Source organism: Citrobacter sp. Cf087 (assembly GCF_030334285.1).
GTDB classification, from domain to species: Bacteria; Pseudomonadota; Gammaproteobacteria; order Enterobacterales; family Enterobacteriaceae; genus Citrobacter; species Citrobacter freundii.
Genome location: NZ_JAOWED010000022.1, coordinates 168,922 through 195,238, shown reverse-complemented (window position 1 = coordinate 195,238; position 26,317 = coordinate 168,922). Strand labels below are relative to the sequence as shown.

At 52.1% G+C, this 26,317-nt stretch carries 20 protein-coding genes; 5 read left to right on the top strand and 15 right to left on the bottom strand.

Annotated elements, in window-relative coordinates; translation table 11 throughout:
• Positions 1-46: 46 nt before the first annotated feature.
• The 4 genes from pncB (at position 47) to aspC (ending at position 5,868) form a co-directional block, all read left to right on the top strand.
• A complete protein-coding gene (gene pncB, locus OGV57_RS02875; protein WP_003836860.1) occupies positions 47-1,249 on the top strand; it encodes a nicotinate phosphoribosyltransferase in 1,203 nt (400 codons plus the stop codon).
• 167 nt (positions 1,250-1,416) lie between these two features.
• Complete coding sequence (asnS, locus tag OGV57_RS02870) at positions 1,417-2,817, top strand: asparagine--tRNA ligase (protein WP_003035832.1); 1,401 nt, start codon at positions 1,417-1,419, stop codon at positions 2,815-2,817.
• Between the two features lie 600 nt (positions 2,818-3,417).
• A complete protein-coding gene (ompF, locus tag OGV57_RS02865) occupies positions 3,418-4,494 on the top strand; it encodes a porin OmpF (protein ID WP_016149871.1) in 1,077 nt (358 codons plus the stop codon).
• A gap of 183 nt (positions 4,495-4,677) precedes the next feature.
• Complete coding sequence (gene aspC, locus OGV57_RS02860) at positions 4,678-5,868, top strand: aspartate transaminase (RefSeq protein ID WP_003035825.1); 1,191 nt, start codon at positions 4,678-4,680, stop codon at positions 5,866-5,868.
• A gap of 53 nt (positions 5,869-5,921) precedes the next feature.
• Here the strand turns inward: aspC and OGV57_RS02855 are convergent, their stop codons facing one another.
• The 7 genes from OGV57_RS02855 to cmoM all read right to left on the bottom strand — a co-directional run bounded on the left by OGV57_RS02855 (position 5,922) and on the right by cmoM (position 16,584).
• Positions 5,922-6,569: an MBL fold metallo-hydrolase gene (locus OGV57_RS02855; protein ID WP_003035823.1), complete on the bottom strand. Its 648-nt coding sequence runs from the start codon at positions 6,567-6,569 to the stop codon at positions 5,922-5,924.
• Positions 6,570-6,597: 28 nt separating this feature from the next.
• Positions 6,598-7,146: a peptidoglycan L,D-endopeptidase MepK gene (gene mepK, locus OGV57_RS02850; RefSeq protein WP_003035820.1), complete on the bottom strand. Its 549-nt coding sequence runs from the start codon at positions 7,144-7,146 to the stop codon at positions 6,598-6,600.
• 177 nt (positions 7,147-7,323) lie between these two features.
• Positions 7,324-9,075, bottom strand: coding sequence for a L,D-transpeptidase (ldtD, locus tag OGV57_RS02845; protein WP_054528235.1), 1,752 nt, complete (start codon positions 9,073-9,075; stop codon positions 7,324-7,326).
• 245 nt (positions 9,076-9,320) lie between these two features.
• Complete coding sequence (mukB, locus tag OGV57_RS02840) at positions 9,321-13,781, bottom strand: chromosome partition protein MukB (RefSeq protein ID WP_071684546.1); 4,461 nt, start codon at positions 13,779-13,781, stop codon at positions 9,321-9,323.
• A complete protein-coding gene (gene mukE / locus OGV57_RS02835) occupies positions 13,781-14,485 on the bottom strand; it encodes a chromosome partition protein MukE (protein ID WP_003035809.1) in 705 nt (234 codons plus the stop codon). Before mukE ends, mukB begins: the two co-directional genes overlap by 1 nt.
• A complete protein-coding gene (mukF, locus tag OGV57_RS02830; RefSeq protein WP_003836877.1) occupies positions 14,466-15,788 on the bottom strand; it encodes a chromosome partition protein MukF in 1,323 nt (440 codons plus the stop codon). Before mukF ends, mukE begins: the two co-directional genes overlap by 20 nt.
• Entirely contained in the window at positions 15,781-16,584 is an 804-nt protein-coding gene (cmoM, locus tag OGV57_RS02825) for a tRNA uridine 5-oxyacetic acid(34) methyltransferase CmoM (protein WP_003035803.1), read from the bottom strand. The genes mukF and cmoM overlap by 8 nt, the downstream gene beginning before the upstream one ends.
• 135 nt (positions 16,585-16,719) lie before the next feature.
• Here cmoM and elyC point away from each other — a divergent pair, with 135 nt between their 5' ends.
• Complete coding sequence (gene elyC, locus OGV57_RS02820) at positions 16,720-17,496, top strand: envelope biogenesis factor ElyC (RefSeq protein WP_032936335.1); 777 nt, start codon at positions 16,720-16,722, stop codon at positions 17,494-17,496.
• Here elyC and OGV57_RS02815 read toward each other — a convergent pair.
• From OGV57_RS02815 to ihfB, 8 genes are all read right to left on the bottom strand, one after another.
• On the bottom strand, positions 17,473-18,366 hold the full coding sequence (locus OGV57_RS02815) for a YcbJ family phosphotransferase (RefSeq protein WP_003035798.1): 894 nt from the start codon (positions 18,364-18,366) through the stop codon (positions 17,473-17,475). The genes elyC and OGV57_RS02815 overlap by 24 nt on opposite strands.
• Before the next feature lie 164 nt (positions 18,367-18,530).
• On the bottom strand, positions 18,531-19,277 hold the full coding sequence (kdsB, locus tag OGV57_RS02810) for a 3-deoxy-manno-octulosonate cytidylyltransferase (RefSeq protein WP_003035796.1): 747 nt from the start codon (positions 19,275-19,277) through the stop codon (positions 18,531-18,533).
• Positions 19,274-19,456, bottom strand: coding sequence for a protein YcaR (ycaR, locus tag OGV57_RS02805; RefSeq protein WP_003035793.1), 183 nt, complete (start codon positions 19,454-19,456; stop codon positions 19,274-19,276). Before ycaR ends, kdsB begins: the two co-directional genes overlap by 4 nt.
• A 51-nt stretch (positions 19,457-19,507) precedes the next feature.
• Positions 19,508-20,740, bottom strand: a complete 1,233-nt coding sequence (locus OGV57_RS02800; RefSeq protein ID WP_044712538.1) for a winged helix-turn-helix domain-containing protein — start codon at positions 20,738-20,740, stop codon at positions 19,508-19,510.
• A gap of 41 nt (positions 20,741-20,781) precedes the next feature.
• Positions 20,782-21,759 (bottom strand): tetraacyldisaccharide 4'-kinase, encoded by a 978-nt coding sequence (gene lpxK / locus OGV57_RS02795; protein WP_044712540.1) that lies wholly within the window; start codon positions 21,757-21,759, stop codon positions 20,782-20,784.
• Positions 21,756-23,504 carry a lipid A ABC transporter ATP-binding protein/permease MsbA gene (msbA, locus tag OGV57_RS02790; protein WP_003035784.1) on the bottom strand — a complete coding sequence of 583 codons (1,749 nt, stop codon included), beginning with the start codon at positions 23,502-23,504 and terminating at the stop codon, positions 21,756-21,758. The genes lpxK and msbA overlap by 4 nt, the downstream gene beginning before the upstream one ends.
• 36 nt (positions 23,505-23,540) lie before the next feature.
• Positions 23,541-25,805 carry a ComEC family protein gene (locus OGV57_RS02785; RefSeq protein ID WP_054528233.1) on the bottom strand — a complete coding sequence of 755 codons (2,265 nt, stop codon included), beginning with the start codon at positions 25,803-25,805 and terminating at the stop codon, positions 23,541-23,543.
• A 206-nt stretch (positions 25,806-26,011) separates the two neighbouring features.
• Positions 26,012-26,296 (bottom strand): integration host factor subunit beta, encoded by a 285-nt coding sequence (gene ihfB / locus OGV57_RS02780; protein WP_003035780.1) that lies wholly within the window; start codon positions 26,294-26,296, stop codon positions 26,012-26,014.
• Positions 26,297-26,317: the final 21 nt, after the last annotated feature.

The following is a 26,317-nucleotide window of genomic DNA, read 5'->3' as shown; positions in this document are numbered from 1 at the left end:
GTTTATTGTACTAAACGCTCCCGTGAGAGGATGCTACTGCGCACCTATGACACAATTCGCTTCTCCTGTTCTGCACTCGCTGCTGGATACAGACGCTTATAAGTTGCATATGCAGCAAGCCGTTTTTCACCACTACTATGACGTACAAGTAGCGGCTGAATTTCGTTGCCGTGGCGATGACCTGCTCGGTATTTATGCCGATTCTATTCGTGAGCAGGTGAATGCTATGCAGCACCTGCGACTGCAGGAGGATGAGTACCAGTGGCTCTCCGGCCTGCCTTTCTTTAAAGCTGATTACCTCACCTGGTTACGTGATTTCCGCTATAACCCGGAACAGGTTTGCGTCACCAATGATAACGGTAAGCTAAACATCCGCTTAACCGGTCCGTGGCGTGAAGTGATCATGTGGGAAGTCCCGCTGTTAGCGGTGATTAGCGAACTGGTACACCGTTACCGCTCACCTGAATCAGGCGTCCCGCAGGCACTCGATGAGCTGGAAAGCAAACTAGTAGAATTCTCTGCTTTAACAAAAGATGTCGATATGTCCCGCTTCCATTTGATGGATTTCGGTACGCGTCGTCGTTTTTCGCGCGAAGTACAGCAGGCTATCGTTAAACGCCTGCAGCAAGAGCCCTGGTTTGTCGGCACCAGTAACTACGATCTGGCCCGCCGCCTGTCATTAACCCCAATGGGTACGCAGGCGCATGAGTGGTTCCAGGCTCATCAGCAAATCAGTCCTGAACTTGCCACCAGCCAACGTGTAGCCCTGGCCGCCTGGTTAAATGAGTATCCTGATCAACTCGGCATTGCATTGACCGATTGCATCACCATGGACGCATTTTTACGCGACTTTGGCGTTGAGTTTGCGACCCGCTACCAGGGATTACGCCATGACTCAGGCGATCCGGTGGAATGGGGTGAAAAAGCCATCGCCCATTATGAAAAACTGGGTATTGATCCGCTGAGCAAAACGCTGGTCTTTTCAGATAACCTCGATCTGAAAAAAGCGATTGAACTCTACCGCCACTTCTCTTCCCGCGTACAGTTGAGTTTTGGTATTGGGACACGGCTAACATGCGACATTCCACAGGTTAAGCCGCTCAATATCGTAATTAAGCTGGTGGAATGTAACGGCAAACCAGTGGCGAAGTTATCTGACAGCCCGGGTAAAACCATCTGCCACGATAAAGCATTTGTTCGTGCACTGCGCAAAGCCTTCGATCTCCCGCATATTAAAAAAGCCAGTTAATCCTTCCAGGGAGCCATTTTGGCTCCCTTATTCGCGTTTATTTCCGAAATCTTTCACTCCAGCTACGAATTCTGCTTGTCTGATTGCAGATGCCAGGTAACATAGGTATCCCCCCCATTATGGGTGGACATGTGTTTATATATCCGACTATTAACAGAGAGAATATTATGAGCGTTGTGCCTGTAGCCGACGTACTCCAGGGCCGCGTAGCCGTTGACAGCGAAGTCACCGTGCGCGGATGGGTGCGTACCCGCCGAGATTCAAAAGCTGGCATCTCCTTCCTCGCCGTTTATGACGGTTCCTGCTTTGATCCTGTACAGGCCGTCATCAATAATTCTCTGCCCAATTACAATCAGGACGTACTGCGCCTGACGACGGGTTGTTCAGTTATCGTAACGGGTAAAGTCGTTGCATCACCTGGACAAGGACAGAGCTTTGAAATTCAGGCCACTGAAGTTGAAGTCGCGGGCTGGGTTGAAGATCCTGATACCTACCCAATGGCGGCTAAGCGTCACAGCATCGAGTATCTGCGTGAAGTGGCGCATATGCGTCCGCGCACCAATATGATTGGTGCGGTAGCGCGCGTACGTCATACGCTGGCGCAAGCGCTGCATCGCTTCTTCCACGAGCAGGGTTTCTTTTGGGTATCGACTCCGCTGATCACCGCTTCCGATACGGAAGGTGCCGGTGAAATGTTCCGTGTTTCTACGCTGGATCTGGAAAACCTGCCGCGTAACGATCAGGGTAAAGTCGATTTCGACAAAGACTTCTTTGGTAAGGAAGCCTTCCTGACCGTTTCCGGTCAGTTGAACGGTGAAACCTACGCCTGCGCCCTGTCCAAAATTTATACCTTTGGCCCGACGTTCCGTGCAGAAAACTCTAACACCAGTCGTCACCTGGCAGAGTTCTGGATGCTGGAACCAGAAGTGGCGTTCGCTGACCTGAACGATGTTGCAGGCCTGGCTGAAGCGATGCTGAAATACGCGTTCAAAGCCGTACTGGCAGAGCGTGCGGATGATATGAAATTCTTCGCTGAACGTGTCGACAAGGACGCGATTTCACGCCTGGAACGTTTCATTGACGCTGACTTCGCGCAGGTGGATTACACCGACGCGGTAAGCATTCTGGAAAAATGCGGAAAACAGTTTGAAAACCCGGTTTACTGGGGTGTGGATCTGTCTTCCGAGCATGAACGTTATCTTGCTGAAGAGCACTTTAAAGCGCCGGTGGTGGTGAAAAACTACCCGAAAGATATCAAAGCGTTTTATATGCGCCTTAACGAAGACGGTAAAACCGTTGCTGCAATGGACGTTCTGGCTCCAGGAATCGGCGAAATCATCGGTGGTTCTCAGCGTGAAGAGCGTCTGGACGTGCTGGATGCCCGTATGCTGGAAATGGGTCTGAACAAAGAGGATTACTGGTGGTATCGCGACCTGCGTCGCTACGGTACCGTTCCGCATTCCGGCTTCGGATTGGGCTTCGAGCGTCTGATCGCTTACGTCACCGGCGTGCAAAACGTCCGTGATGTTATTCCGTTCCCGCGTACTCCGCGTAACGCCACCTTCTAAACGTGCGTTATTGTTTCAAAGGCCAGCATTGCTGGCCTTTTTTATACCCTTTTCATGTTATCTGGATACCCACCTCACGTTAAACACAACCATTCAATCCCCTCCACCTGTTACGTAATATTTCATCGCAATACATTTGCACAAAAAATAACCAGTAATTTTATTGTGGATTAGCATTTTCTGATTAAATAGTACATTTTTTAGCCTTTCGCACGGCACTCCAGACGTCCAAAAATCGTTATCTGTAAAATCCAAACTTTCCGGTATTACGGAGAAAAAATAACCTTAGCAAAATTAAATATAAGAAAATCATATAAATAGAAATAAAAACGAGAATTTTCAGCTCAGGGGTATCCGAAGTTTGACGCTGTTCACAAAGTTGCACAAAAATAACATTTTGTTACACATTTTTTCTTTTTGAAACCAAATCTTTATATTTGTAGCACTTTGACGGTAGCGAAACGGTAGTTTGAATGGAAAGATGCCTGTCAGACACATAAAGACACCAAACTCTCATCAATAGTTCCGTAAATTTTCATTGACGGAATTTATTGGCGGCAGTGGCAGGTGTCATATAAAAACCGATGAGGGTAATAAATAATGATGAAGCGCAATATTCTGGCAGTGGTTATCCCTGCTCTGCTGGTAGCCGGGGCAGCTAACGCTGCAGAAGTTTACAACAAAGATGGTAACAAGCTGGATATCTACGGTAAAACCGTTGGTCTGCATTATTTTTCTGACAGCGCTGCTGACGATGGCGATCAGACTTATGCTCGTCTTGGTTTCAAAGGGGAAACTCAGATTAACTCCGAGCTGTCCGGTTACGGTCAGTGGGAATACAACTTTGCCGGTAACAACTCTGAAGGCGGCAGTGACGCTCAGAACGGCAACAAAACCCGTCTGGCATTTGCTGGTCTGAAATATGCCGATCTGGGTTCTTTCGACTACGGTCGTAACTACGGTATCGTTTACGATGCTCTGGGTTACACCGATATGCTGCCAGAATTTGGTGGTGATACCGCATACAGCGACAACTTCTTCGTTGGTCGTGTTGGTGGTGTTGCAACCTACCGTAACTCCAACTTCTTCGGTCTGGTTGACGGTCTGAACTTCGGTATCCAGTATCTGGGTAAAAACGAACGTGATGGCAATACCGGTCGCTCTAACGGCGACGGCGTTGGCGGTTCTGTAAGCTACGAAATGGATGGTTTCGGTATCGTGGGTGCTTACGGCGCAGCTGACCGCACCAACGCGCAGGAAAACTCTTTCTACGGCAATGGCGGTAAAAAAGCTGAGCAGTGGGCGACCGGCGTGAAATACGATGCTAACAACATCTACCTGGCAGCGAACTACGGTGAAACCCGTAACGCGACCCGCATCTCAGGTGCTGGTAACAGCGGTTTTGCGAACAAAACTGAAGACGTATTCGTCGTTGCTCAGTACCAGTTCGATTTCGGCCTGCGTCCGTCCCTCTCCTACAACAAGTCTAAAGCGAAAGACGTAGAAGGTATCGGTGATGTGGATCTGGTCGATTACTTCGAAGTAGGCGCAACCTACTACTTCAACAAAAACATGTCCACCTATGTTGACTACAAGATTAACCAAATCGATTCTGACAACAAACTGGGCGTGAACTCTGACGACATCGTTGCAGTTGGTATCGTTTACCAGTTCTAATAGCAGACCTCTTTGTTAAATGCCTTAAAAACAGGACTTCGGTCCTGTTTTTTTATATCTGCCAGCGGATTCTTGCGTCTTAAAAAAACACCTCAGCTTTTCGTCAGTAACGGTTGGCATTTTGTAAATCTACCGTTAACCTGATAGCGGACTTCCCTTCTGTAATCACTATGGAACCTCGTCATGTTTGAGAACATTACCGCCGCTCCTGCCGACCCCATTTTGGGTCTGGCTGATTTGTTTCGTGCCGATGACCGCCCTGGAAAAATAAACCTCGGGATCGGTGTATATAAAGATGAGACAGGCAAAACGCCGGTGCTGACCAGCGTTAAAAAAGCCGAGCAATATATACTGGAAAATGAAACCACCAAAAACTATCTTGGCATTGACGGTATTCCAGAGTTTGGTCGTTGTACTCAGGAATTACTGTTTGGTAAAACGAGTTCGCTTATCAACGATAAACGCGCACGTACAGCACAGACCCCTGGCGGCACTGGCGCACTGCGCGTGGCAGCTGATTTTCTCGCAAGAAATACGTCGGCTAAACGCGTATGGGTGAGCAACCCAAGCTGGCCGAACCATAAGAGCGTCTTTAACTCTGCCGGTCTGGAAGTTCGTGAATACAACTATTACGATGCGGCGAACCACTCATTAGACTTTGATGCGCTGCTGGCCAGCCTCAGCGAAGCTCAGGCTGGCGATGTGGTACTGTTCCACGGCTGCTGTCATAACCCAACCGGTATCGATCCTACGCTTGAGCAGTGGCAAACGCTGGCTCAGCTTTCTGTCGAGAAAGGATGGTTACCGCTATTTGACTTCGCATACCAGGGCTTTGCCCGCGGTCTGGAAGAAGATGCAGAAGGTCTGCGCGCATTCGCCGCGCTGCACAAAGAGCTGATCGTTGCCAGTTCCTACTCCAAGAACTTTGGTCTGTACAATGAGCGCGTAGGTGCCTGTACGCTGGTTGCTGCTGATGCTGAAACCGTCGACCGTGCGTTTAGTCAGATGAAATCAGCCATTCGCGCTAACTATTCCAACCCGCCAGCACACGGCGCATCCGTAGTTGCCACGATTCTGAGCAATGACGCGCTGCGTGCCATCTGGGAACAGGAACTGACCGATATGCGCCAACGCATTCAGCGCATGCGTTTACTGTTCGTGAATACGCTGCAGGAGAAAGGTGCGAACCGCGACTTCAGCTTTATCATCAAACAGAACGGCATGTTCTCATTCAGCGGCCTGACAAAAGAGCAGGTTCTGCGTCTGCGTGAAGAGTTTGGTGTCTACGCTGTCGCTTCCGGACGTGTAAACGTAGCTGGAATGACGCCAGATAACATGGCGCCGCTGTGCGAAGCGATTGTCGCAGTACTGTAATCTATCGCGTACAAAAAAGGCCGCAATAGCGGCCTTTTTATTTATCTGCGGTATTACCAGACAGGCATTTCGTCCTGCAGGAACGGGTTATGAAGCCGTTCGTTACCCAGCGTAGAAAGTGGGCCGTGACCCGGAATAAACGTCACGTCATCGCCCAGCGGCAACAGTTTACGTTTAATCGAATCGATCAGTTGGCTGTGATCTCCGCGCGGAAAATCGCTGCGCCCTACGCCACCTTTGAAAATCACGTCACCCGAAATCAGTAACTTTGATTGCTCATCAAAGAAGACCACATGTCCCGGTGTATGACCCGGACAATGCAACACCTGCAACGTCACGTTGCCAACGCTGACCCGATCACCTTCGTTCAGCCAGCGATCGGGCGTCAGCGGCTCACAATCGCCCAGGCCAAACATGCGGCTCTGCGCAGGGAGACCCTGTAGCCAGAACTCATCTTCTTTTTCCGGACCAATAACCGGTACACCATAATGCTGTGCCAGTTCAGCTGCCGCCCCAACATGATCAAGATGACCGTGAGTAAGCAGGATCTGCATTAGCGTCAGACCGCTGGCATCCACTTCCTGTTTGATTTTCTCGGCATCGCCGCCGGGATCGACCAACGCGGCCAGACGAGTCTGCTCACACCAGATTAGCGAGCAGTTCTGGGCGAATGCAGTGACCGGAATAATACGATAGTTCATACAGCTCCTGTTTCATTAAGCTTATGGATCACCAGTGCCGTGCAGGGCCGGTGTCGATATGCACAAAGTTACTGCTGGGGTAGTATCCTACACCACCTGCGCGCATAGATAACGCAGCTTTGCGAATATTACTTAATGCGATGCCTTCAATATGGAAATCCATGGCCTGGCCTTTGGTGTGGTAGCTTTTCTTGGCCACACCGCGACTGCGCGCACGTAGTTCATTATTGGTATCGACGGAACGATAACCGGAGATCAGCTGTACGGGTTTACGCGTACCCAGCAGGCCCTGCAGACGGAAGAGTTGATCAAACAGTCCGGGGTCAATGGATTTCACTTTATTGGCCCGAAAATCACGGAAAAAGTGGTTAAGTTTTGCTAATTCGTCCTGAATATAGCCCCTGCCATCAAAAAACTCTGCTTTTATTGACTCACCGGTATGCAGGTTATTCAGAGTCAATATACGCGGACGTGGGGTAGAGAGTGTTGCAAACGCAGGCGTAGGCAGGATGGCAGCGCCGAGGGCAATACCACCAAGCGCCAGCAGTTTGCGGCGATTAGCGTCAAATTTGTCCATGGTATTAAGGTCTACAAGGTCAATGTTATCGTATGTATGCTCTAGCGCACGCGGGAAACCTTATCTGGCTAAGTAGTCCACGTCAAGGCTCCCAACCCCAGGAAATACGGGGCTCACAGCCATTTTGCCCCGTTTCCAGCATAACTTACGACAATCATTTTCCTCGAACTGCTTCATTTATCTGATTAATTGCTCGGCTTTTGACACAATTTGTGCGCTGGATCGCGCTGTCAGATCGTAATTGTAAATATCTGTACGATACTGCGTGCGACCATCCGGGCCAACAAATGCGGTCAGATAGTAGAGGTTGACCGGAATATTCTGGCGAATATTCACGTACCGCGTATCCCCTTGCTTCAGGGCATCCGAGATGCGGGTATCATTCCAACCCGCGTCCTGTAGCAGCATATTCGCCAGCTCAGATGCCTTATTCACACGCACACAGCCGGAACTTAACGCCCGCGTATCTTTCTGGAACAGATTGTGGTTCGGCGTATCGTGCAGATAAATAGCGTCCGAACTCGGCATATTGAATTTATAGCGTCCGAGCGAGTTACGTGCGCCCGGAGCCTGCTGAAAGCGGAACGGCAGATTGGACGCAGTGATGGTGGCCCAGTCAACCTGCCACGGATCTATCGTCTCTTTACTGTTCCAGCCGCGCATTACGGTATAGCCGTGACGTTCAAGATACCCCGGATCATTCCACAATTTAGGCAGAATATCTTTTCGGGCCAGCGTCGGCGGCACGTTCCACGGCGGGTTAACGACCACGTTATTCAGCGCGCTGCTCATCATCGGCGTTTTACGATCGGGGCGCCCGACGATAACGCGCGAGGCCAGCACCTTATTGCCGTTCTGATAATAAACCAGCGAGTAGGCAGGAATGTTTACCATGATGCCGGTAGACAGATCGCTCGGCAAAAGGCGCAAGCGCTGAATATTTAACGCCAGCACGCCAGCACGCTGAGCAGGCGTTACGTTCAGCCAGTCACGCGTCGCAGGACCTATCGCGCCATCAGCCCCAAGCCCTTGCCACGTCTGAAAACGTTTTACCGCATCGACAAGTTCACGATCGTAAGCGCTACGTCCTTCTTTAGCAGATGTACTGACGGTGGACTCCAGCATTCCCGTACGGCGCAAAATTTCACGCAGCGCGGGGATGTCGTTACTCCACTCTCCCGGACGCAGCGTCGCGGTACTGGTGAGCTGAGGCCAGGGCCGCGTATCGCTCACCAGCTTGAGTAGTGATTCATGCATTGCGGCGTACTGCGGATGCTGCGGTGCCAGGCTGGCAACAAACGAAGTTAGTTGACCGTTATCCAGTGCGACCTGCCACTGGTTGATGACGGAAATCGGCGGCGTTGTTAGCGCATAGGGCTTATCGCTATAAAGCCAGCGATTCCCTTTAACGGGAATATTGGCAATAAAGTGCAGGTATCCCAACATCGCATCAGAGAGCACGATATCTCGCGCCTGGCCGGACACTGCCGGATCAGTCAGAAGTGCAACCCAGGTAGTAAACTGCGGCTGAAAACCGGCAATCGCCACCTCGGCTAACTGTTGCTGAAAGGCCTTTACCGCATCACGATTTTCCCACATCGGCTTCATTTCACGTGCGGCATACAGCAATTCCAGCTGGCTCATATACACTGGCGTGAAGCCCGCTGGAAGTTGAGATTGTAATTCGGCGCGGGCTTGATCAACTGACACGCCCTGCGGTAGCGGTTGAATCCCCGCCATAATAGCCGTCGCGGAAGATTGTACCTGCGGCTGCGATAATGCTGTTGGCTGTTCACTGACGCTCGCGGAGCTATCGCCAGGGATCATTTCAGGCTCATCGGCCTGCGCATTGAACAGTGGAGCGAATGTTACGGCCAGGCACAAACTGATTGCCGACAGCCGACGACCACACATTTTATTAAGCAACATCCCTTGCCCCCTGTTTTCTTTATCATACTCTATAGCCAGGCACCATAAATCGGGTGTGCAACGCCTGTAGACGCCAATACAACTGAAGTATGACGAGTAAGCCTGCATACCCGTCAGGCTTATCTTCAGTATATAAACTTCGCCAATGTTTTACCTGGTATAATGTAAAGAAGTTAAAAGAAATTGCACCTGCAATTGAGACTTTTCGGAAAAGAAGAAAGGCGGTCAAATGACCGCCTTTCTATTTAGCTTGCCTGCGAGGAGGCATCTTCAGTCCCCGGCAGTGGTTCCGGTAACTGAGGCGCAAATCCGCGCAGCCCCACCACATGAACGTGCTCGGTGTTCTGGAAGACTTTACGCACCAGTTTGTAGGTCGTGCCTTTCTCTGGGCTGATGTTTTCCGGCGCAGCGATAATCAGCTGCATCTGCAAACGCTCACACAGCTCAAACAGAGTCGCAATAGAACGCGCATCGAGTCGTGCTGCTTCATCAAGGAACAGCAGGCGGCAAGGAGAGATGTCTTTCCCGCGCAATCTGCGACCTTCATCTTCCCAGCTTTGCACCACCATCACCAGAATAGACATCCCGGTCCCGATCGCTTCACCCGTTGACAGCGCGCCAGATTCAGCACGCAGCCAGCCGTCAGAGCCACGGTTAACCTCAACTTCCATTTCCAGATAGTTACGATAGTCCAGCAGCTCTTCACCAATGGTTTGCGGCGTGCGTTGCCCCATGTCGATCTGCGGATTCAGACGCTGATACAGCTTCGCCAGCGCTTCTGAGAAGGTCAGGCGATTGCTGTTAAACAGATCCTGATGCTGTTCATGCTGCTCTGAAAGTACGTCCAGCAAGGTAGCATGCGTTTCACGCACATTGACGTTCAGGCGAACGCTGTTAACCTGGCCAAACGACACACTTTGCAGCCCCTGGTTCAGCATGCGAATACGGTTCTGTTCACGCTGAATGGTCTTACGAATAATGTTCGCCACGCTGCGAGAGCTGATCGCCAGTTTCTGTTCACGAGAGGTTAGCTCTTCCGTCAGACGGCTCAGCTCAATCTCCATCTGTTCGATGGCTTCAACCGGATCGTCGGTACGGATAATATCCTGGCGAATACGTTCACGCAGATGCTGGTAAACCGCGACGAAGAACTGGATTTTGCGCTCTGGGCGTTTTGGATCTTCAGACATACGCAACACATCGCGCAGGTGTTCGTTATCCGCAACCGCCAGACGTAGTGCACCGAGCGCCTTATCCGACATCGAACGCAGTTCGTCACCGGAAAGATAGGCCAACTCGCGACGGTGCAGACGACGTTCCACACCGTTATCTTTCACCATCCGCATGACTGCACACCAGCCGGCTTTGGCGGTGACTACCTGCTCACGCATTTCATGATAATCACGTTCCAGCTTGCGCAGTCTGCGGGTCAGGTTTTCCATCTCCGCTTCGCAGAAGGTCAGTGCTTTCTCAAGTTGGTTGCGGCGTGCACGGTTGTTGCTGAGCTGCGCATGCAGTTCGTCACGACGGATACGCGCGCGCTCTTCGGCACCGCTGTCCGCACGAACGCCAATATCCTGCAGTTCACGTTGTAAATCATTAAGCAGCTCTTTTTTGGTGTCATAGGAGCTTTTTAGCGATGCCATGACCTGGTTGTACTGGCTTAACTGTGCAGCATGACTACGCAGCGCTTCACGAGCGCGGGTACGTTCGGCTTCCGCCTGTTCCAGGCGTTCACGCAATTTTTCGTTCAGATCGCTATTACCGCTCAGCATTTCGGCTGAGTCGGAATAACTAAAGTGCGCCCGACGCTGTACGACTTCAGTCAGCGCAAAAGCCTGCTGACGTGCGTCGCGCTGCATCTGCTGGGAATACGTATAGTCTTCCTTCAGCTGTTCAAACTGCTCAGGGTCATTTTGCAGAACTGAAACAATAGGTTCCAGTTTCGCCAACTGATTACCATGTTGCTGTACAAAACGCGCGGCTTCCTGAGCTTCATCCAGACGCTCGCGAATTTCGTCCACGCGATCGGCCAGCGTGTCATCTGCCAGCAGATTCAAGCGCGGCAGCAGTCGGTTCAGCGCGGAGACGCCCTCTTTCGCCTGTTCAAACTGCATACGGCTTTGCTGATTATCATTTTCATGATTGGTCAGCGCACGTTCCAGTTCAACGCGACGGCTATTCAGTTGGCGAATTTCCGCTTCTGGATCGGCTTCAAACGCCACCGACAGATGGCTGCCGATAAAGCGGCTGAACGCCTGATGCAGACGCTGGGTTTTCTGTACATCAAAGGAGAGCGTGGCGAAACGTTCAGACAGCCCTTCACGCTCGGCATGCAGGGTTTCGATACGGCTTTCGCGCGCGGCACGACCAAAAATAGGCACCTTCGGGAAGCGGGAATAACGCCATTGACGCTCGGCGGTTTTCACCACCACCGCATTTTCCAGTTCATCAACGCTGAAGACGCTATCATCAAACGACTGCGGATCCCCTTCGATGAAATAGAGATCTTCCGGGCAATCCGTCAGCCCTTCAAGCTGTTCGGTAATTAGTGATAGATCTGGTACCACGATGGCATGGCGCGAAGGACCGTACAGCGCAGAGAAGTACGGGGCATCTTCAAGGCTAACGTCATCATAAATTTCTGACAGCAGCACGCCGCCAAAGCGTTCAGCTAGCGCGTTCAGACGCTGATCTTCCGCACCGCCCGGCTGACTTAAACGTTCAATCTCTTCATCAACCGCATTTTTACGTGCACCGACTTCATCACGCTCAACAATGGCCTCACGCTCGCGCTCCAGCAATTGTTGCAGATACTCGGTCACATCCTGGCTGGAGGTAAACTCTTCGCCACACTGCTCGCTAAGCTGATTCAGGCTATTTTGCGCAGCCAGCCAGACAGGTGCCCGCTTCATTAAATGCTGAATACGGGATTGTAGCTGTTCCTGTTCCTGACGCAGCGTCATACGCTGTTCGCTGGCAGACGAGACGCTGTCCGACAAGGCGGCGATGCGCGCTTCCAGTTCCTGGTGCAGCGCTTCCAGCTCATCGATATCAAACTGTTTACCCTGACGCTTGCAGAATTCGGCCAGCAGACGCTCGGCATCCTGCTGTTCGCGCAGACGCTGCTCCAGTTCGCTCAGTCGCATACGCAATGGCTGAACCTGTTCCGCCAGGTGGCGCTGTTCAACGCCTTCGCGCAGCAGTTCACGCGCCACGCTCCAGGCTTCACTACGTGCCAGCGGGCCGTTGATAGCCGCCACCAGCTGATAAGCCTGTTCGAACTGGCTATGCGCGGTTTGCGCCACGCTCATTTTTTGTTCAAGCGTTAGCAGCTTTTCAGTGGCTTCCTGCTCTTTGGCCTGGAAAGTCTCCAGCCATTCTGCGGCGCTGTCGGCTGTCAGATCTGGTAGGTGGCAGAGCTCTTTCGCCCGATTTAGGGCCTGAATCGCCTGGGTATACTGGATGGCTCGCGTCTGCTGGACGTCCAGCGCCTGCTGGTAATCGGCAAGCTGGCTTTTCAGCTCATCCACTTCCAGTTCGGCGGCTTCCGCGCGGGCTTCGTTTTCATCCTGGTGGTCAACGGCTTCCGCAACCACCTCATTTTGTTCTTCAAGACGGATCTGCAGTTCTTCGAGATCCGCTTCGTAGCGTTCAATTTTTTCCTGCTGACGCAGCGCGGTTTGCACCAGATTCAGGTGATCGCTCGCGGCCTGATAATCGGCTTCCAGATCGCCTTCGGCGCCGTTATGCTCGCCCAGTTCACGCGCCATATCCACGTGCTTGTACTGCTCTGCCGCCAGCTGCTTACGTGAGGTATACAGTTCACGACGATATTCCAGTGCTTTATCCAGATGGATACGACGTTCGTTGGCGTGGCGCATATAATCCGCAGCCACATAGTTGGTCGCTTCGCTGATCAAATGCTTAAACAGGTCGCGGTCAGACTGGGTTACACGAATCGCTTCCAGCGTCATGCGGTTTTCACGCAGCGCGGCTTCCATATCCTGGAACGCTTTACGTACGCCGCCGTTTTCCGGCAGCAGGTAGTCACGCAGTGAACGGGTAATGGCGCTGGAGATCCCGCCGTACAGCGAGGCTTCAATCAGACGGTAGAATTTACTACGATCAGACGCGGAGCGCAGACGACGGGCAATGATGCCCAGATCGAACATCAGCGAATGATAATCGGTTATTGAGTTGAACTGCTTAAACTGCACACCTTCCATCTCATCAAGCTTCTCTTTCAGCTCAGGTAGAGACAGTACGCGCGCCTGGCGTTCGTTCAGCGTTTCCGTCACCAGTTGGGTTGGCTGTACCGACATCGGCAGCCCCTGAATGGCAAACGGTTTGATATCCACTTTGCGATCACGACCCGCAACCTGTTGCAGACGCACACCCACGACCACGCGCTGATGACGCGAGTTGAGGACGTCGAGCATTGAGTAACAGACCCCTGCTTTCAGCTTACCGTGCAGACCTTTATCACGTGAACCGCTGGTTGCACCAGCTTCGGTGGTGTTACGGAAATGCAGCAGGGTTAAGTCCGGAATGAGCGCCGTAACAAATGCCGCCATGGTGGTGGATTTACCCGCACCGTTACCACCGGACAGCGTGGTGACCAGCTCATCGAGATCAAACGTACGGGCAAAAAAACCATTCCAGTTAATCAGCGTAAGTGAGCGAAATTTACCGCGTTCAATCATTATTCTTCTTCTCCACTGTCCGGCTGATTCTCTTCGGGCTCATCGTTGAGCTGCAGACGGTTCTCGACCGCCATCGCTTCACCATCACGAATTAAGCGACGCTGTGCTTCACGCGGATCGTCACCGCTACGCACATCCGCGCCAAAGCGGAAGACAGATTCCGTAATACGGAATTTGCTGCTGTCGTGGCCCAGAAACCACACCATGCCTAAGCGGCGCAAGCGGTTGAGCGAAGAACGCACTTTTTCCTGTAGCTTCTGGCGGTCAACGTCAGAACCGGTTGAACGGTTGTTCACCAGCTTCAGCAGTTTGGCTTCATCCGCCAGCGTTAACAGCTCGTCATACAGCTCTTGCTGGGTAAAAATCCCTTCGTTCGCCAGGCGTTCCGGGCTGAGATAGAGATAGCAAAGAATTTTACCCACCATCATGTCCAGTTCAGACAGGACCGAACGCGGAATGAGCGTCGTTGAACGCGGACGAAGGTAAAAGAACCCTTCCGGCGCACGGATCAATTCCACGTTATAGCGGCTGTAAAACTCTTCAAAATATTCCTGAAAATCCATCAGGAAGGCATGATTATCCAGTTCATCCAGACCGATATGGCGGCCCGAACGTAAGGCACTATCCAGCGCCGGAAATAACGGATTCGCCAGCGCCTGCGCCAGCTTTACCGGCATCACTTGTTCAATATTTGTCAATGACATGCGCCTGTACCTTGGCTCCGTAATCATTAATCGGCTGCCATTTGGCTGGCAGTCCGGTGAAGTCTGCTTGCGCTACGCCAAGGCGTACCGCCTGATCGATAACAATACGCGCGACGTCGAAATGACGCGCACGTGGGTATTGCGCCAGATACTCGCGCACTACCAAACCGAGATCCAGTGGTGTTTGTCTGGATTTGTAGATAGCCAGCTGTTCTTCGATGATCGCCGCCAGTTGTTCACGGATCTCGTTAAATTCTTCATATTCCAGATCTTCCGGAAGTTCACCGGTGACCTCTTCGTCACGCAGCACCATCTCCTCGTCACGCATATCCAACAGACGATCGGCGTTGGCATAGGTCAGCGCCCACGGATCGTCAAAGTAAGTCTGCACGGACTGACGCAGACGTTGGGCGAAGACGCGGTTTTTATCCATATCGATCGCGGTACGGATAAATTTATGCACATGACGATCGTAGCCGATCCATAAGTCAATGGACTGCTGACCCCAGCTAATAATGCGGTCGAGCTTGCTTTGTAAATCAAACACCAGCCGATCAACGAAATGCAAATCATCATGCGTCATTGTGGCGTCCTGGATGCGTAACAGGTTAGCCTGCAGCTTATCCCCCGCCGCTTCCAGCGTATCCTGCAGTTCACGCAGCGTACCAGACGTTTCAGAAAGCAACAGTTCACAGCTGGAAATCGCCGCCCGCCAGTCTTTGTTTAGCAACTGTGCGATGTCGTCTTTTACCTGCTGCTGCTGTTCATCCATGATGCGCTGGGTCAGATCGATACTGTCGAAAATCTCCGCCACCGAGTATTTCAATGGCGCATAGACGTTGCGGTGCCAGTGGAACTCATCGCCACCTTCCGCTGCCGCATCCGCCGCGCGCTTCAGTTCGCCTGCAACAATCGACAGTTGCATGGAAAGACGCAGCGTAGAGAACTCGCGCTGACGAATATAGTAATCTGTGATGCCAATCCCGAGCGGCGTTAAACGGTAAATGGCGTTGCCTTCAGCCTGCTCGCTGGTAAAGCGGTTCAGCAGACGTTGACGCACCATGTCGTTGATCGCGTTGTTGGCGCGGACGCCGATGGTTTCGCTGGTTTGCTCAAACGCATCACTCACATGGCGGAACGCATCCACCAGTTCACCTTCACTCATCTCACCGTCAAGTCGCTCACCGTTCAATGTGGCGACCGCCAGCAGGAACGAAAGTCTGTCTACCGGCAGAGAGATGGAGAAGTCATTTTTTCTGGCCCAGGCAACCAGTTCGGGGACTGTCTGGGAAAATTCACTCATAGGTTATCCTTGCATCTGCGGCTCGGGCCGGACGTTTAATCGCGGTGACATGAATATAGCGCCCAAGGCTGATATACGGTTCCTGGCGGCAATAGCGCGTTTCTATTTCTGTTAAAGCATCAAAACAGTCATGCTGTTTTTGTTTATCACGCAGATAATCATGAAACACCCTCACGCCCGTTTTACCGGTTATCTCCCAGCCAATCTCCTCCAGCCAGCCATAGACCTGCTGAGGGTCGCGCGGGAAATCGGGAGACAACGTGCGCCGTTTCTTTTTATACATTCCCTGCTGTACATAGCCGAAATTACCGACCAACACATTACGCATCAACAGGCCATTTGCATTGTAGAACATCAGCGATAAAGCACCGCCCGGGCGTAACATCGACCACAATGTTTTTAAGACGGCTTGTGGATCGGCCACCCATTCCAGCACAGCATGAAACAATATCAGATCAACCTGAGAATCCAAATGCTGTGGGATGTCCTGAGCGGCACAATGTATAAAATGCATGTTGTCGCTCACACCTTGCTCTTCTGCCGCCCGTTGCGCTCGCGCCACCATCTCAGCAGAAAGATCGCACAAGGTAACGTGATGGCCCCGCTGCGCCATCAGAATGGCTGTCTGCCCTTCTCCGCCTCCCGCATCAAGCACACGCAATGTCTGGCCCGCGTAGTCGGCAAGAAGTTTGTCCAGATCCTGCCAGAGGATCGTCTGGCGAAGCTGACCTTTAGTGGTGCCGTAAATGTTACGGGAAAACTTCTCTGCAATGTCATCAAAATTGCGATCCCGCATCAGGCTCTCCACATGCTGGCTTTAGGGTGACTAAGTAAAACCGCTATTTTGTCACACCCACGCCGAGAATGAACCTTCCTGGTGTAATATCGCTGCAGATCCCCTGCTGTATGGTTAAAAAAGGAACCAAAAAGGATGCTTTTTACGCTGAAGAAAGTGATTGGCGGTATGATGCTGCCACTTCCGCTAATGCTCATTATCATGGGTACAGGCCTGGTGCTGCTCTGGTTTAGTCGCTTTCAAAAAACAGGGAAAGTGTGCATTAGCCTGAGTTGGCTGGCGCTGTTACTTCTTAGCTTGCAACCCGTCGCTGATAGCCTACTGAAACCGATTGAGGACAGCTATCCAACCTGGCAGGATACACAAAAAGTGGAATACATTGTGGTGCTGGGCGGAGGGTATACCTGGAATCCTCAGTGGGCACCAAGTTCAAACCTAATCAGCAACAGTCTTCCGCGTCTGAATGAAGGTATTCGCCTCTGGCGTGCTAATCCGGGATCGAAGCTTATCTTTACCGGTGCTGCGGCAAAGAGCAATAACGTCAGTACTGCAGAAGCGGGAGCCCGCGTAGCGCAGTCACTGGGTGTGCCACCCGGTGATATCATCACGCTGGATAAACCTAAAGATACTGAAGAAGAAGCCGCTGCAGTTAAGCAGGCCATCGGCAGCGCGCCGTTCCTGCTGGTGACCTCCGCATCGCACTTACCACGAGCAATGATTTTCTTCCAACAGGCTGGACTACACCCGTTGCCCGCGCCGGCTAATCAGTTAGCAATTGATTCACCGCTAAATCCGTGGGAACGCGCGATCCCCTCTCCCGTCTGGTTGATGCACAGCGATCGCGCTGGTTACGAAACATTGGGTCGCATCTGGCAGTGGTTAAAAGGTTCAGGCGAGCCACGGCAGCAGTGATTTCGTTGCCAGATCAAAGTTGGTGCGATTAAAACGTCCGGTGTTGACTAGTTGCGCCACCTCATCCCATAACACATACAGCCAGCGCCGCCAGATGAAGGACTCCGCCACGGGCGCGCGTTGCAGGTATTGCCAAAGCAGGCTTTCCGCCAGCGCGTTATCCATTAAACGGAACAATTCATACTCTCTGGGCGCCCACAGCATCAACCCCGGTCCCACCATGGCCAGTAGCTGATCGCTACGGGCGTCTTTGAGCATGCTACGTAAACTGAAATTACCGTGGATCAGTACGCAGTTATCATTGAATCCTTCAAATAAAGCGGGTAAACACTCACGGGTACGAAACAGGATCCGCTTATCCTGCATCGTCAAGCCAGTATTGTTGAACTGATTTAACGTGGTCCACAGCACCTCAACACGCTGGCGATACCAGGATGGCCAGATATTCTCTTGCGTGTTATCCACCATTCCCACGCAGCCACGGCTATCCTGCCGATGCCATGACAGCAGACCTTCTACGATCTGATCTTTTAAATGTTCCCAGCGTTCGGGCGTTCGGGCTGGCGCTTCCACCGGCACACCCCGTAAACGCTCAAGCAGTAACACATCGGGGCCGGGATGCTCTTCGTGGGTCAAGACCCCGTAAATGACGGGCATACGCACCGTACCGCTGCGCGCTAACATGGAGGTTTTCCATGCCAGTTGCTGCGCCATACCTGGCGTGGTGAAACTTCTCGCCATCAGCGGCATCGGATTTCCCTGGCTGTCGTACAGTGACCACAGGGCCGTATCCACTTTTTCATTCACGCATTCTATACGACTGAGTTTTTCGCCCAGCAGGTGGCTGAGTTCGGCACGCAACTGTTCCATTTCAGATTGCCCTCATAAATGCTACTGCTTTCATAATGAGCGTCGGGCAGACAGATGTCACCCGGATGAGATCAATTGATGAAAAGAAAAGTGGAGGGAAAGCGCAACGATACGACACTCCTCCCAAAAATACGCATCAATATGGGGGAGTGCCGTGAGAAAAACTAAGGCATTTCGGCGCGAACGCGCTCGAGATCTTCGGTAGTGTCTACGCCGGTACCCGGGACTTCTTTTGCGACGGCAACGTGAATTTTTTCGCCGTACCACAGCACTCGCAGTTGCTCCAGCATTTCGATATGCTCAAGCGGGCTAGGCTGCCAGTTAACATAGCGGCGAATAAAACCGGCGCGATAGCCGTAAATGCCCAGATGGCGCAGGAAGGTGTCCCCCACCGTTTCCAGACTTTTGGCGAAACGATCGCGATCCCATGGGATGGTCGCGCGTGAAAAATAGAGCGCATATCCTTCAGCATCCAAAACGACTTTTACCGCATTCGGATTGAATGCCTCTTCCGCACTGTGAATCGGAGCCGCAAGAGTCGCCATGCCGACCTGACGTTGCGCCAGATTCTCAGCCACCTGGCGAATAATGACCGCCGGAATCATCGGCTCATCACCCTGTACGTTCACAATAACGGTATCATCGCTAAAACCACATTTCTCGACGACTTCCGCCAGGCGTTCCGTACCAGACTGGTGATCGGCGCGGGTCATGCACACTTCCCCCCCCACCGCTTCTACCGCGCGAGCGACATCCTCGTGATCGGTGGCCACGATGATACGTTCAGCGCCAGATTCACGCGCACGCTCCAGGACATGCACGATCATAGGCTTGCCGTTGATATCCAGTAGCGGCTTGCCCGGCAGACGAGTGGACGCATAACGCGCAGGAATAATGACCACAAAACTCATGATTTACTCTCATCAGCAGTCAGAACGCGGGCTTCGGTTTCCAGTAACACAGGAATGCCATCACGCAGTGGGAAAGCAAGGTTATCCAGTTTACAAATCAGTTCCTGTTTTTCCTGGTTAAACCAGAGTTTGCCATTGCATACCGGGCAGGCAATGATTTCAAGCAGACGATGATCCATAGTTCCTCCAGATGGACCGGATTGTGAATCCGTAAATATTAACATAATCGCTTAATGGGCTGGGTCTATTTCCCAACCATGGCGTGCATCAGCAAATAAACCTTCAGGATAACGTCCCAGCGTCACGCGTGTTGCCAGTTGCCAGCGGGCAAAATCGTCAATCGCCTGAAACAATCCTTTTTGCAAAGTCACCCCAGGCTTAACCCCATCCTGTAACCACAGCGAAATCACGTCCAGCACGCCCGTTTTACGGTGCATTTTGGCATCCATTCGCCCAACCAACTGCCCGCGGTGCAGCAACGGCAAGACGAAATAACCGTACTGACGTTTTGGTGCTGGCGTGTAACACTCCAGCCGGTAGCTAAAATCGAATAGCTGCTCTGCCCGTTTACGATCCCAAACCACCGGATCAAAAGGCGATAACACTGCGCTGTGGGTCGCCGTTAATTTGCCCGCCAGCGCCTGTTCGAGCAGCGGCTGAAGGTGGCTATGCAGCCACAGCGTTCCCAGCCCTTCAACGTCGACAGGAATAATCTGTTGCTGTTCCGCCCGTTCGTTGCACCAGTTTTTTAGCGCCGGGCGCTTCAGGCGATAGTAGTCTGCCAGCCATTGTTCGCGGAAAATCCCCAGACTGCGGGCGCTGTTATCCAGCATGACGCTTTCAGCATCTTCCTGCGAAAGTGGGTCGCGTTCATCGTCCCAGTGTGGCATGACGCGATGGGTTAAATCATACACTCGCTGGAAATTACGCCGTTCCACCACCATCACTTTCCCGGCAGTGAACAGCCCTTCAAGATGACGCTTCTGCGGTTTCCATTCCCACCAGCCGCTGGTCCCCTTACGTGGATGCTCAAAATCAGCAGATCGTACCGGTCCGTTATGCTGGATGTGCTGGAGCAGTTGCTCAATTTCATGAGCATGTTCTTTCATCCACGCCGCTTTATACTTCCAGCCCATATTCTCCGGGGCCAGCATGCGGTGACGTATCAGCATAAAATCGCTGCGCGGCAAAAAGCAGGCCTCGTGCGCCCAGTATTCCATCAGTTCGCCCTGCTGTAACGAGTCGTCCAGCCATTGGGGTGAATAATCGCCTAAACGACTAAACAGCACCAGGTAAGGACTTCGCGCCACAATATTGATGGTATCGATTTGCAGTAACGACATGCGCGAAATAGTCGCGAGAATATCTGCCGGGGTTGCCCGACGGCGTGTTTTTTTCAGCAGACCTTGAGCGGCAAGGTGAAGATGACGGGCATCCGTCAGAGAAAGGTGCGGCAACGACATCTATGGCCTCATAAATGATTCGCTGCCGCAGCGTGAATCAGTTAGCGAGTCAGCGAGATTAAGCTATCCAGCAACATGTCAGGCCGATCGCCTGACAAATGTGCGTCAACAGGTAAATACCACCAGTTTTCATCGGCAAATGCCCGGCACTTAACCGCATCTTTTTCCGTCATCACCAGCGTTTGCCCGGCGTTTACAAACGCACTGACGTCACTGTAGGTCAGAGACTGATGGTCTGCCAGCGCAATGCTTTTTTGCACGCTGGCACCGCATGCTTTCAGCGTGGCAAAAAAACGCGGAGGGTGACCAATGCCCGCCATGGCGACAATATTGGGCAATTGCGCTACATCACGGCGTTCGCCTGTACGTAAATTAACGGCCAGCCCCGGTTCAAGTCGCATAGGGATTTCCCCTGGTTGCGCAACGCCACCGTTAACAATAGTCGCATCCACCGATTTTAGACGACCTGCGCGTTCCCGCATTGGACCAGCGGGAAGCCACCAGCCATTGCCAAACCGACGTTCGCCGTCAATAACCACGATTTCAACATCTCGCGCCAGACGATAGTGCTGTAGCCCATCGTCGGTCACAATAATCTGCACGTCATGTTGGGCCAAAATGGCTTTTACCGCATCCGATCTTACCGGGGATACCGCTACCGGCACGCCGGTACGTTGGGCGATCAGCACAGGTTCATCACCCGCTTCTGCGGTAGTGGTCTCTGCGGTCAATAACAACGGGTAAGCAGCCGCTTTCCCGCCGTAACCACGCGACACCACGCCCACGCGAATCCCGCGTTGCTGCAGTTGTTCAACCAGCCAAATCACCACCGGTGTTTTGCCATTGCCGCCGGCTGTAAGGTTTCCGACCACCACAACCGGTACTGGCGCGCGCCAAGCGCGTTTCAGCCCAAGCTTGTAGCATAGACGGATCCCGCCACTCACCAGGCCATAAAGCCAGGAGAGTGGAAGTAACAATCGCCACAGCGGCGATTCACCAGACCAGATACGTGCGATCATTGACCGAATTGCATTTTGTGTAATTGCGCATAGACCCCACGCTGCTCAATCAGGTCGCTATGGGTTCCGCGTTCGACAATCAGACCATCCTCCACCACGATGATTTCGTCGGCTTGTTCAATGGTTGAAAGACGGTGAGCAATGACCAGAGAAGTACGGTTTTTCTGTAGCTCATCCAGCGCAGACTGAATCGCACGTTCAGATTCGGTATCAAGAGCTGATGTTGCTTCATCAAGGATCAGAATTGGACTGTCACGCAACAAGGCACGGGCGATAGCGATACGCTGACGTTGTCCGCCGGAAAGCAGGACGCCGTTTTCACCAATCACCGTATCCAGACCATTATCCATCTTGTTGATGAAATCCATGGCGTAGGCCATCTGTGCCGCTTTTTCGATCTGCTCACGACTGTACATATCGGTACGCGCGTAGGCGATGTTGTTGGCAACCGTATCGTTAAACAGGTGCACATTCTGCGAAACCAACGCAACCTGATCGCGCAGGGATGCCAGGGTATATTCGCGCAGATCGTGTCCGTCCATCAGAATCTGCCCTTCATCAATATCGTAGAAGCGCGTAATCAGGCTAGCGATGGTGGATTTCCCTGAGCCCGAACGGCCAACCAGAGCAACGGTTTTACCCGCGGGAATATTCAGGTTGATGTTACGCAGAGCCGGTACTTCACGTCCCGGATAGGTGAAAGTCACGTTGCGGAACTCGAGATCGCCGGTAGCACGCTCGATAACACGTTTACCTTCATCTTTCTCCTGTTCGCTATCCAGAATCGTAAATAAGGTCTGGCATGCCGCCATACCGCGCTGGAACTGCGCGTTGACGTTGGTCAGCGATTTCAACGGACGCATCAGCGCGATCATTGAGGAGAAGACAACAGTAATTGTCCCTGCCGTCAGGTTTTCCATTACGCTTGGGAAGCTGGCCGCATATAACACGAAGGCCAGAGCCAGAGACGCAATCAACTGGATGATAGGGTCAGAGATAGAAGAAGCGGAAACCATCTTCATACCCTGCAAACGCATCTTGTTGCTGACCTTATCAAAGCGCTTGGTTTCGACTTCCTGACCACCAAAAATCAGAACTTCTTTGTGGCCTTTCAGCATCTGCTCCGCACTGGTCGTAACCTGCCCCATAGTGTTTTGCATGTTTTTACTGATGCTACGAAAGCGCTTGGAAACCACACGGATCGCCACTGACACAATTGGCGCCAGTACAATCAGGATCAGTGACAGCTGCCAGCTGTAATAGAACATCATGATAAACAGGCCAATGATTGAGGCCCCTTCACGTACCACGGTGATCAGCGCGCCGGAAGACGATGACGCGACCTGCTCTGAATCATAGGTAATTCGTGACAACAGCGTACCTGTAGACTGTTTATCAAAAAAGGAGACTGGCATGCCCATCATATGACCAAACAGGCGGCGACGCATGGTCATGACCACTTTGCCTGACACCCATGAGATACAGTAGCTGGAGACATAACTGGTTAAGCCACGAACTATCATCAGCCCAATGACCACCAGCGGCATCCACAGCAGCACCGAACGATCCGTTTTACCAAAACCATCATCCAGTAATGGTTTAAGGAGCGATAACATGAAGGTATCGCTGGCCGCGTTAAGGACTAACGCTATACCCGCCACGATCAGACCCGATTTAAAAGGCGCTATGGTTGGCCATAGTCGGCGAAACGTCTGCCACGTAGAGAGATCTTTATCGTTATGCATTCAAAAAACCAGCATTTGTTAGAATAGCCGCATATTCTACCCGTTATCCTCCGACACGCCAAACCACTGATGATACCAACGAGGTAAAATCTGATCCCGCAAGCTGTGTATTCGCCAGTTTTTTTGGTAAAAATCCAGCGTAATCTGCCCCTGATGTGATGTATCCAGCCATTGATAATTTTGTTTCCGATAACGTTGCTTCACTTTCCAGGATGGCAGACGCCAGGCGTTGTAACGGGATGCAGAGGCTAGTGCGGCCTGCCCGTCAACTCGCTGAATGAGTGCCAGTGATGATGAAGTATTGCTGCCATGATGCGGAACCTGCATCACCGTAGACTGCAGATGCTGCCAGTAGTGACTTAGCATTTTTTGTTCAGCGGGAGACTCAATATCGCCGGTCAGCAGAACACTCTGATACCCATCATCAACTTTAACCACGCAGGAGTGGTTATTTCCCTGCCCTGTATTTCCAAGCACAGGCCAGTGCGCACTGAAGGTTAACCCTTGCCATTGCCAACGTTCTCCGCGAAAACACGGGAGGTGTCCTTTCCAGCCTAGCGGACTTCTTATCCATAGTGATGGCCAGGCTTGTTGTAAGGAGTGCAACCCTCCTCGGTGATCCATATGTTCATGACTTAAAATGACCCCTTCCGGCTCCAGATTATGCCAACGCAACCAGGGAATAATCAGCTGTTGCGCGCTATCACCTTCAGGCCATGCCAGACCGGTATCGTAAAGCAGCGCTTTTCCATTACGCACAATCACCATCGCCAGCCCCTGCCCGACATCCAGCATATGCACTTGCCACACATCTGTACGCGGTGCACGCCAAAGCGGCCCACTCAGCAAAAGTAGCGCAGAGAAACAGACCACCGGTAGCGTACGCAAGATATTTAGTCGCCATGCGATAATCATCATTCCGGGTAAAAATGCGAGCCATTGCCAGCGTGCATCAATATTGATCCACCCTTCAGGCAGGCTCCTGAGCCCCCAAAATAGTAGCGCCAGAGAACGATCCGCTAAATACCACAGATTCGATTCAATCATCACCAGTCCGGCTAAATGCACGATCATGCCTGCTAATATCAAGGGTACGGAAACAAACGTGACCAAAGGGACGGCAAACAAATTAGCCGGAAACGAGGTCAGACTAAAACCGTGAAACATTGCGATTTGTACGGGAAGAAGCAGAAGCGTAATACCCAATTGCAGATGAGCCAGCGCCAGAAATTGACGACCAGCACGCGACAGCGGCCAGTCCGGGAGCGGTACCCATTGGTACCAGAACAGCAGTGCCGCAACGGCGGATGCAGACAACCATAGACTTTGCGAAAGAACGGCAACAGGATCCACCACCAGAATGGCTGCCAGACAGCAGATCCATACCGACCATCCGCTCCACTGCCTGCTGCTAAGTCTTAGCGCCCCCCAGACTAGCAGCGCAACAACCGTTCGTAATGCCGGGGGTTGCAGCCCCGTCAGCCAGGCATATAATGTGGCGCAGACAATCCCACCCACTAATGGAACCTGCCAACAAATCCATCTGGCGGGCAAAAAAAATTGTCCCGCGCGAATTATTCCGCCAGCCAGAAGTGCAGCAAACGCAATATGCAGCCCGGAGATAGCCATCAAATGAGCCGTGCCGGTATCACGCATAATCGTTTTCACCTCTTGTGACACGGACAAGCGCTCACCCATTCCCAGACCCAGTATGACCTGCTGCCAGGGATAGTCGGCGAGTACCGTTTTCAACGAGTCGAGAAATCGCGAACGCAAACTGCATTGTGGTGTGATAACCGAAGCCTGTAAGAATCGCCCCGTCAACGGTTGATGCTGCGCCAATGCGTAACGCTGGCTATCAAATCCGCCTTCGTTTAATTGACCGTGTACGGCGCGGACTTTCAACGTCATCGCCCATGTCTGACCCGCACAAACATCACCGGGTAAATACTGTCCGTACAAGACGATTCCTTGTGCAGGAAAGATTCGTCTCCCCTGAAGGTGAGTGATTTGGCCGTAGTGCGTTGTCATATTGTCAGTTCCGGTTATCTGCACAATGGCTTGCTGGGTTTTCGCAGGCAGCGTATTACCGGCCCACAGAGCCTCTTTCGCAGCCAGGATTCCCCAAAGAAAAAACAGCAGGGTTAGTCCGGCGGAACGTATATATTTGTGGGGGAGAAAACAGAGCAGACATGCCAAACAAAATACAATGCCGATACACAACATGCCTGGCAGCGTAGGTAATAGCATGAGTGGGAGAATGCCGAATAATGCACACGTACTCACCGTTGTTATTTTCATCAATAACCTCCCTGTTACAGGGAGTGTGCAGTACTCTTCGACGATTGTCTGGCATCAATTTATCGTTATACGACCTGAGTTCCGCAGACATTTAGTGGGGGTTGTAACGTACAAATTAACTGGGATGAGGATTCCAGGATAGGCGCACAGAAATGAAAAAAGCACCCATGTGGGTGCTTTTCTCGGCGTTAAGTCTCGCTAAAAACTTAACCGTAAATATTGGCGCGGTCGCGCAGTTCTTTACCTGGTTTAAAGTGCGGAACGTATTTCCCTTCCAGATCCACTTTATCGCCGGTCTTCGGATTACGTCCGGTGCGTGGTGCGCGGTAATGCAAAGAGAAGCTGCCGAAACCGCGGATTTCAATACGCTCGCCCTGCGCAAGAGTCGAGGCCATATGTTCCAGCATCTCTTTAACTGCATCTTCAACCGCTTTCGCGGGAATATGAGGTTGCTGGGTTGCAAGTCTTTCAATCAATTCTGACTTGGTCATGATTCCTCCGGTTCCTTAAAG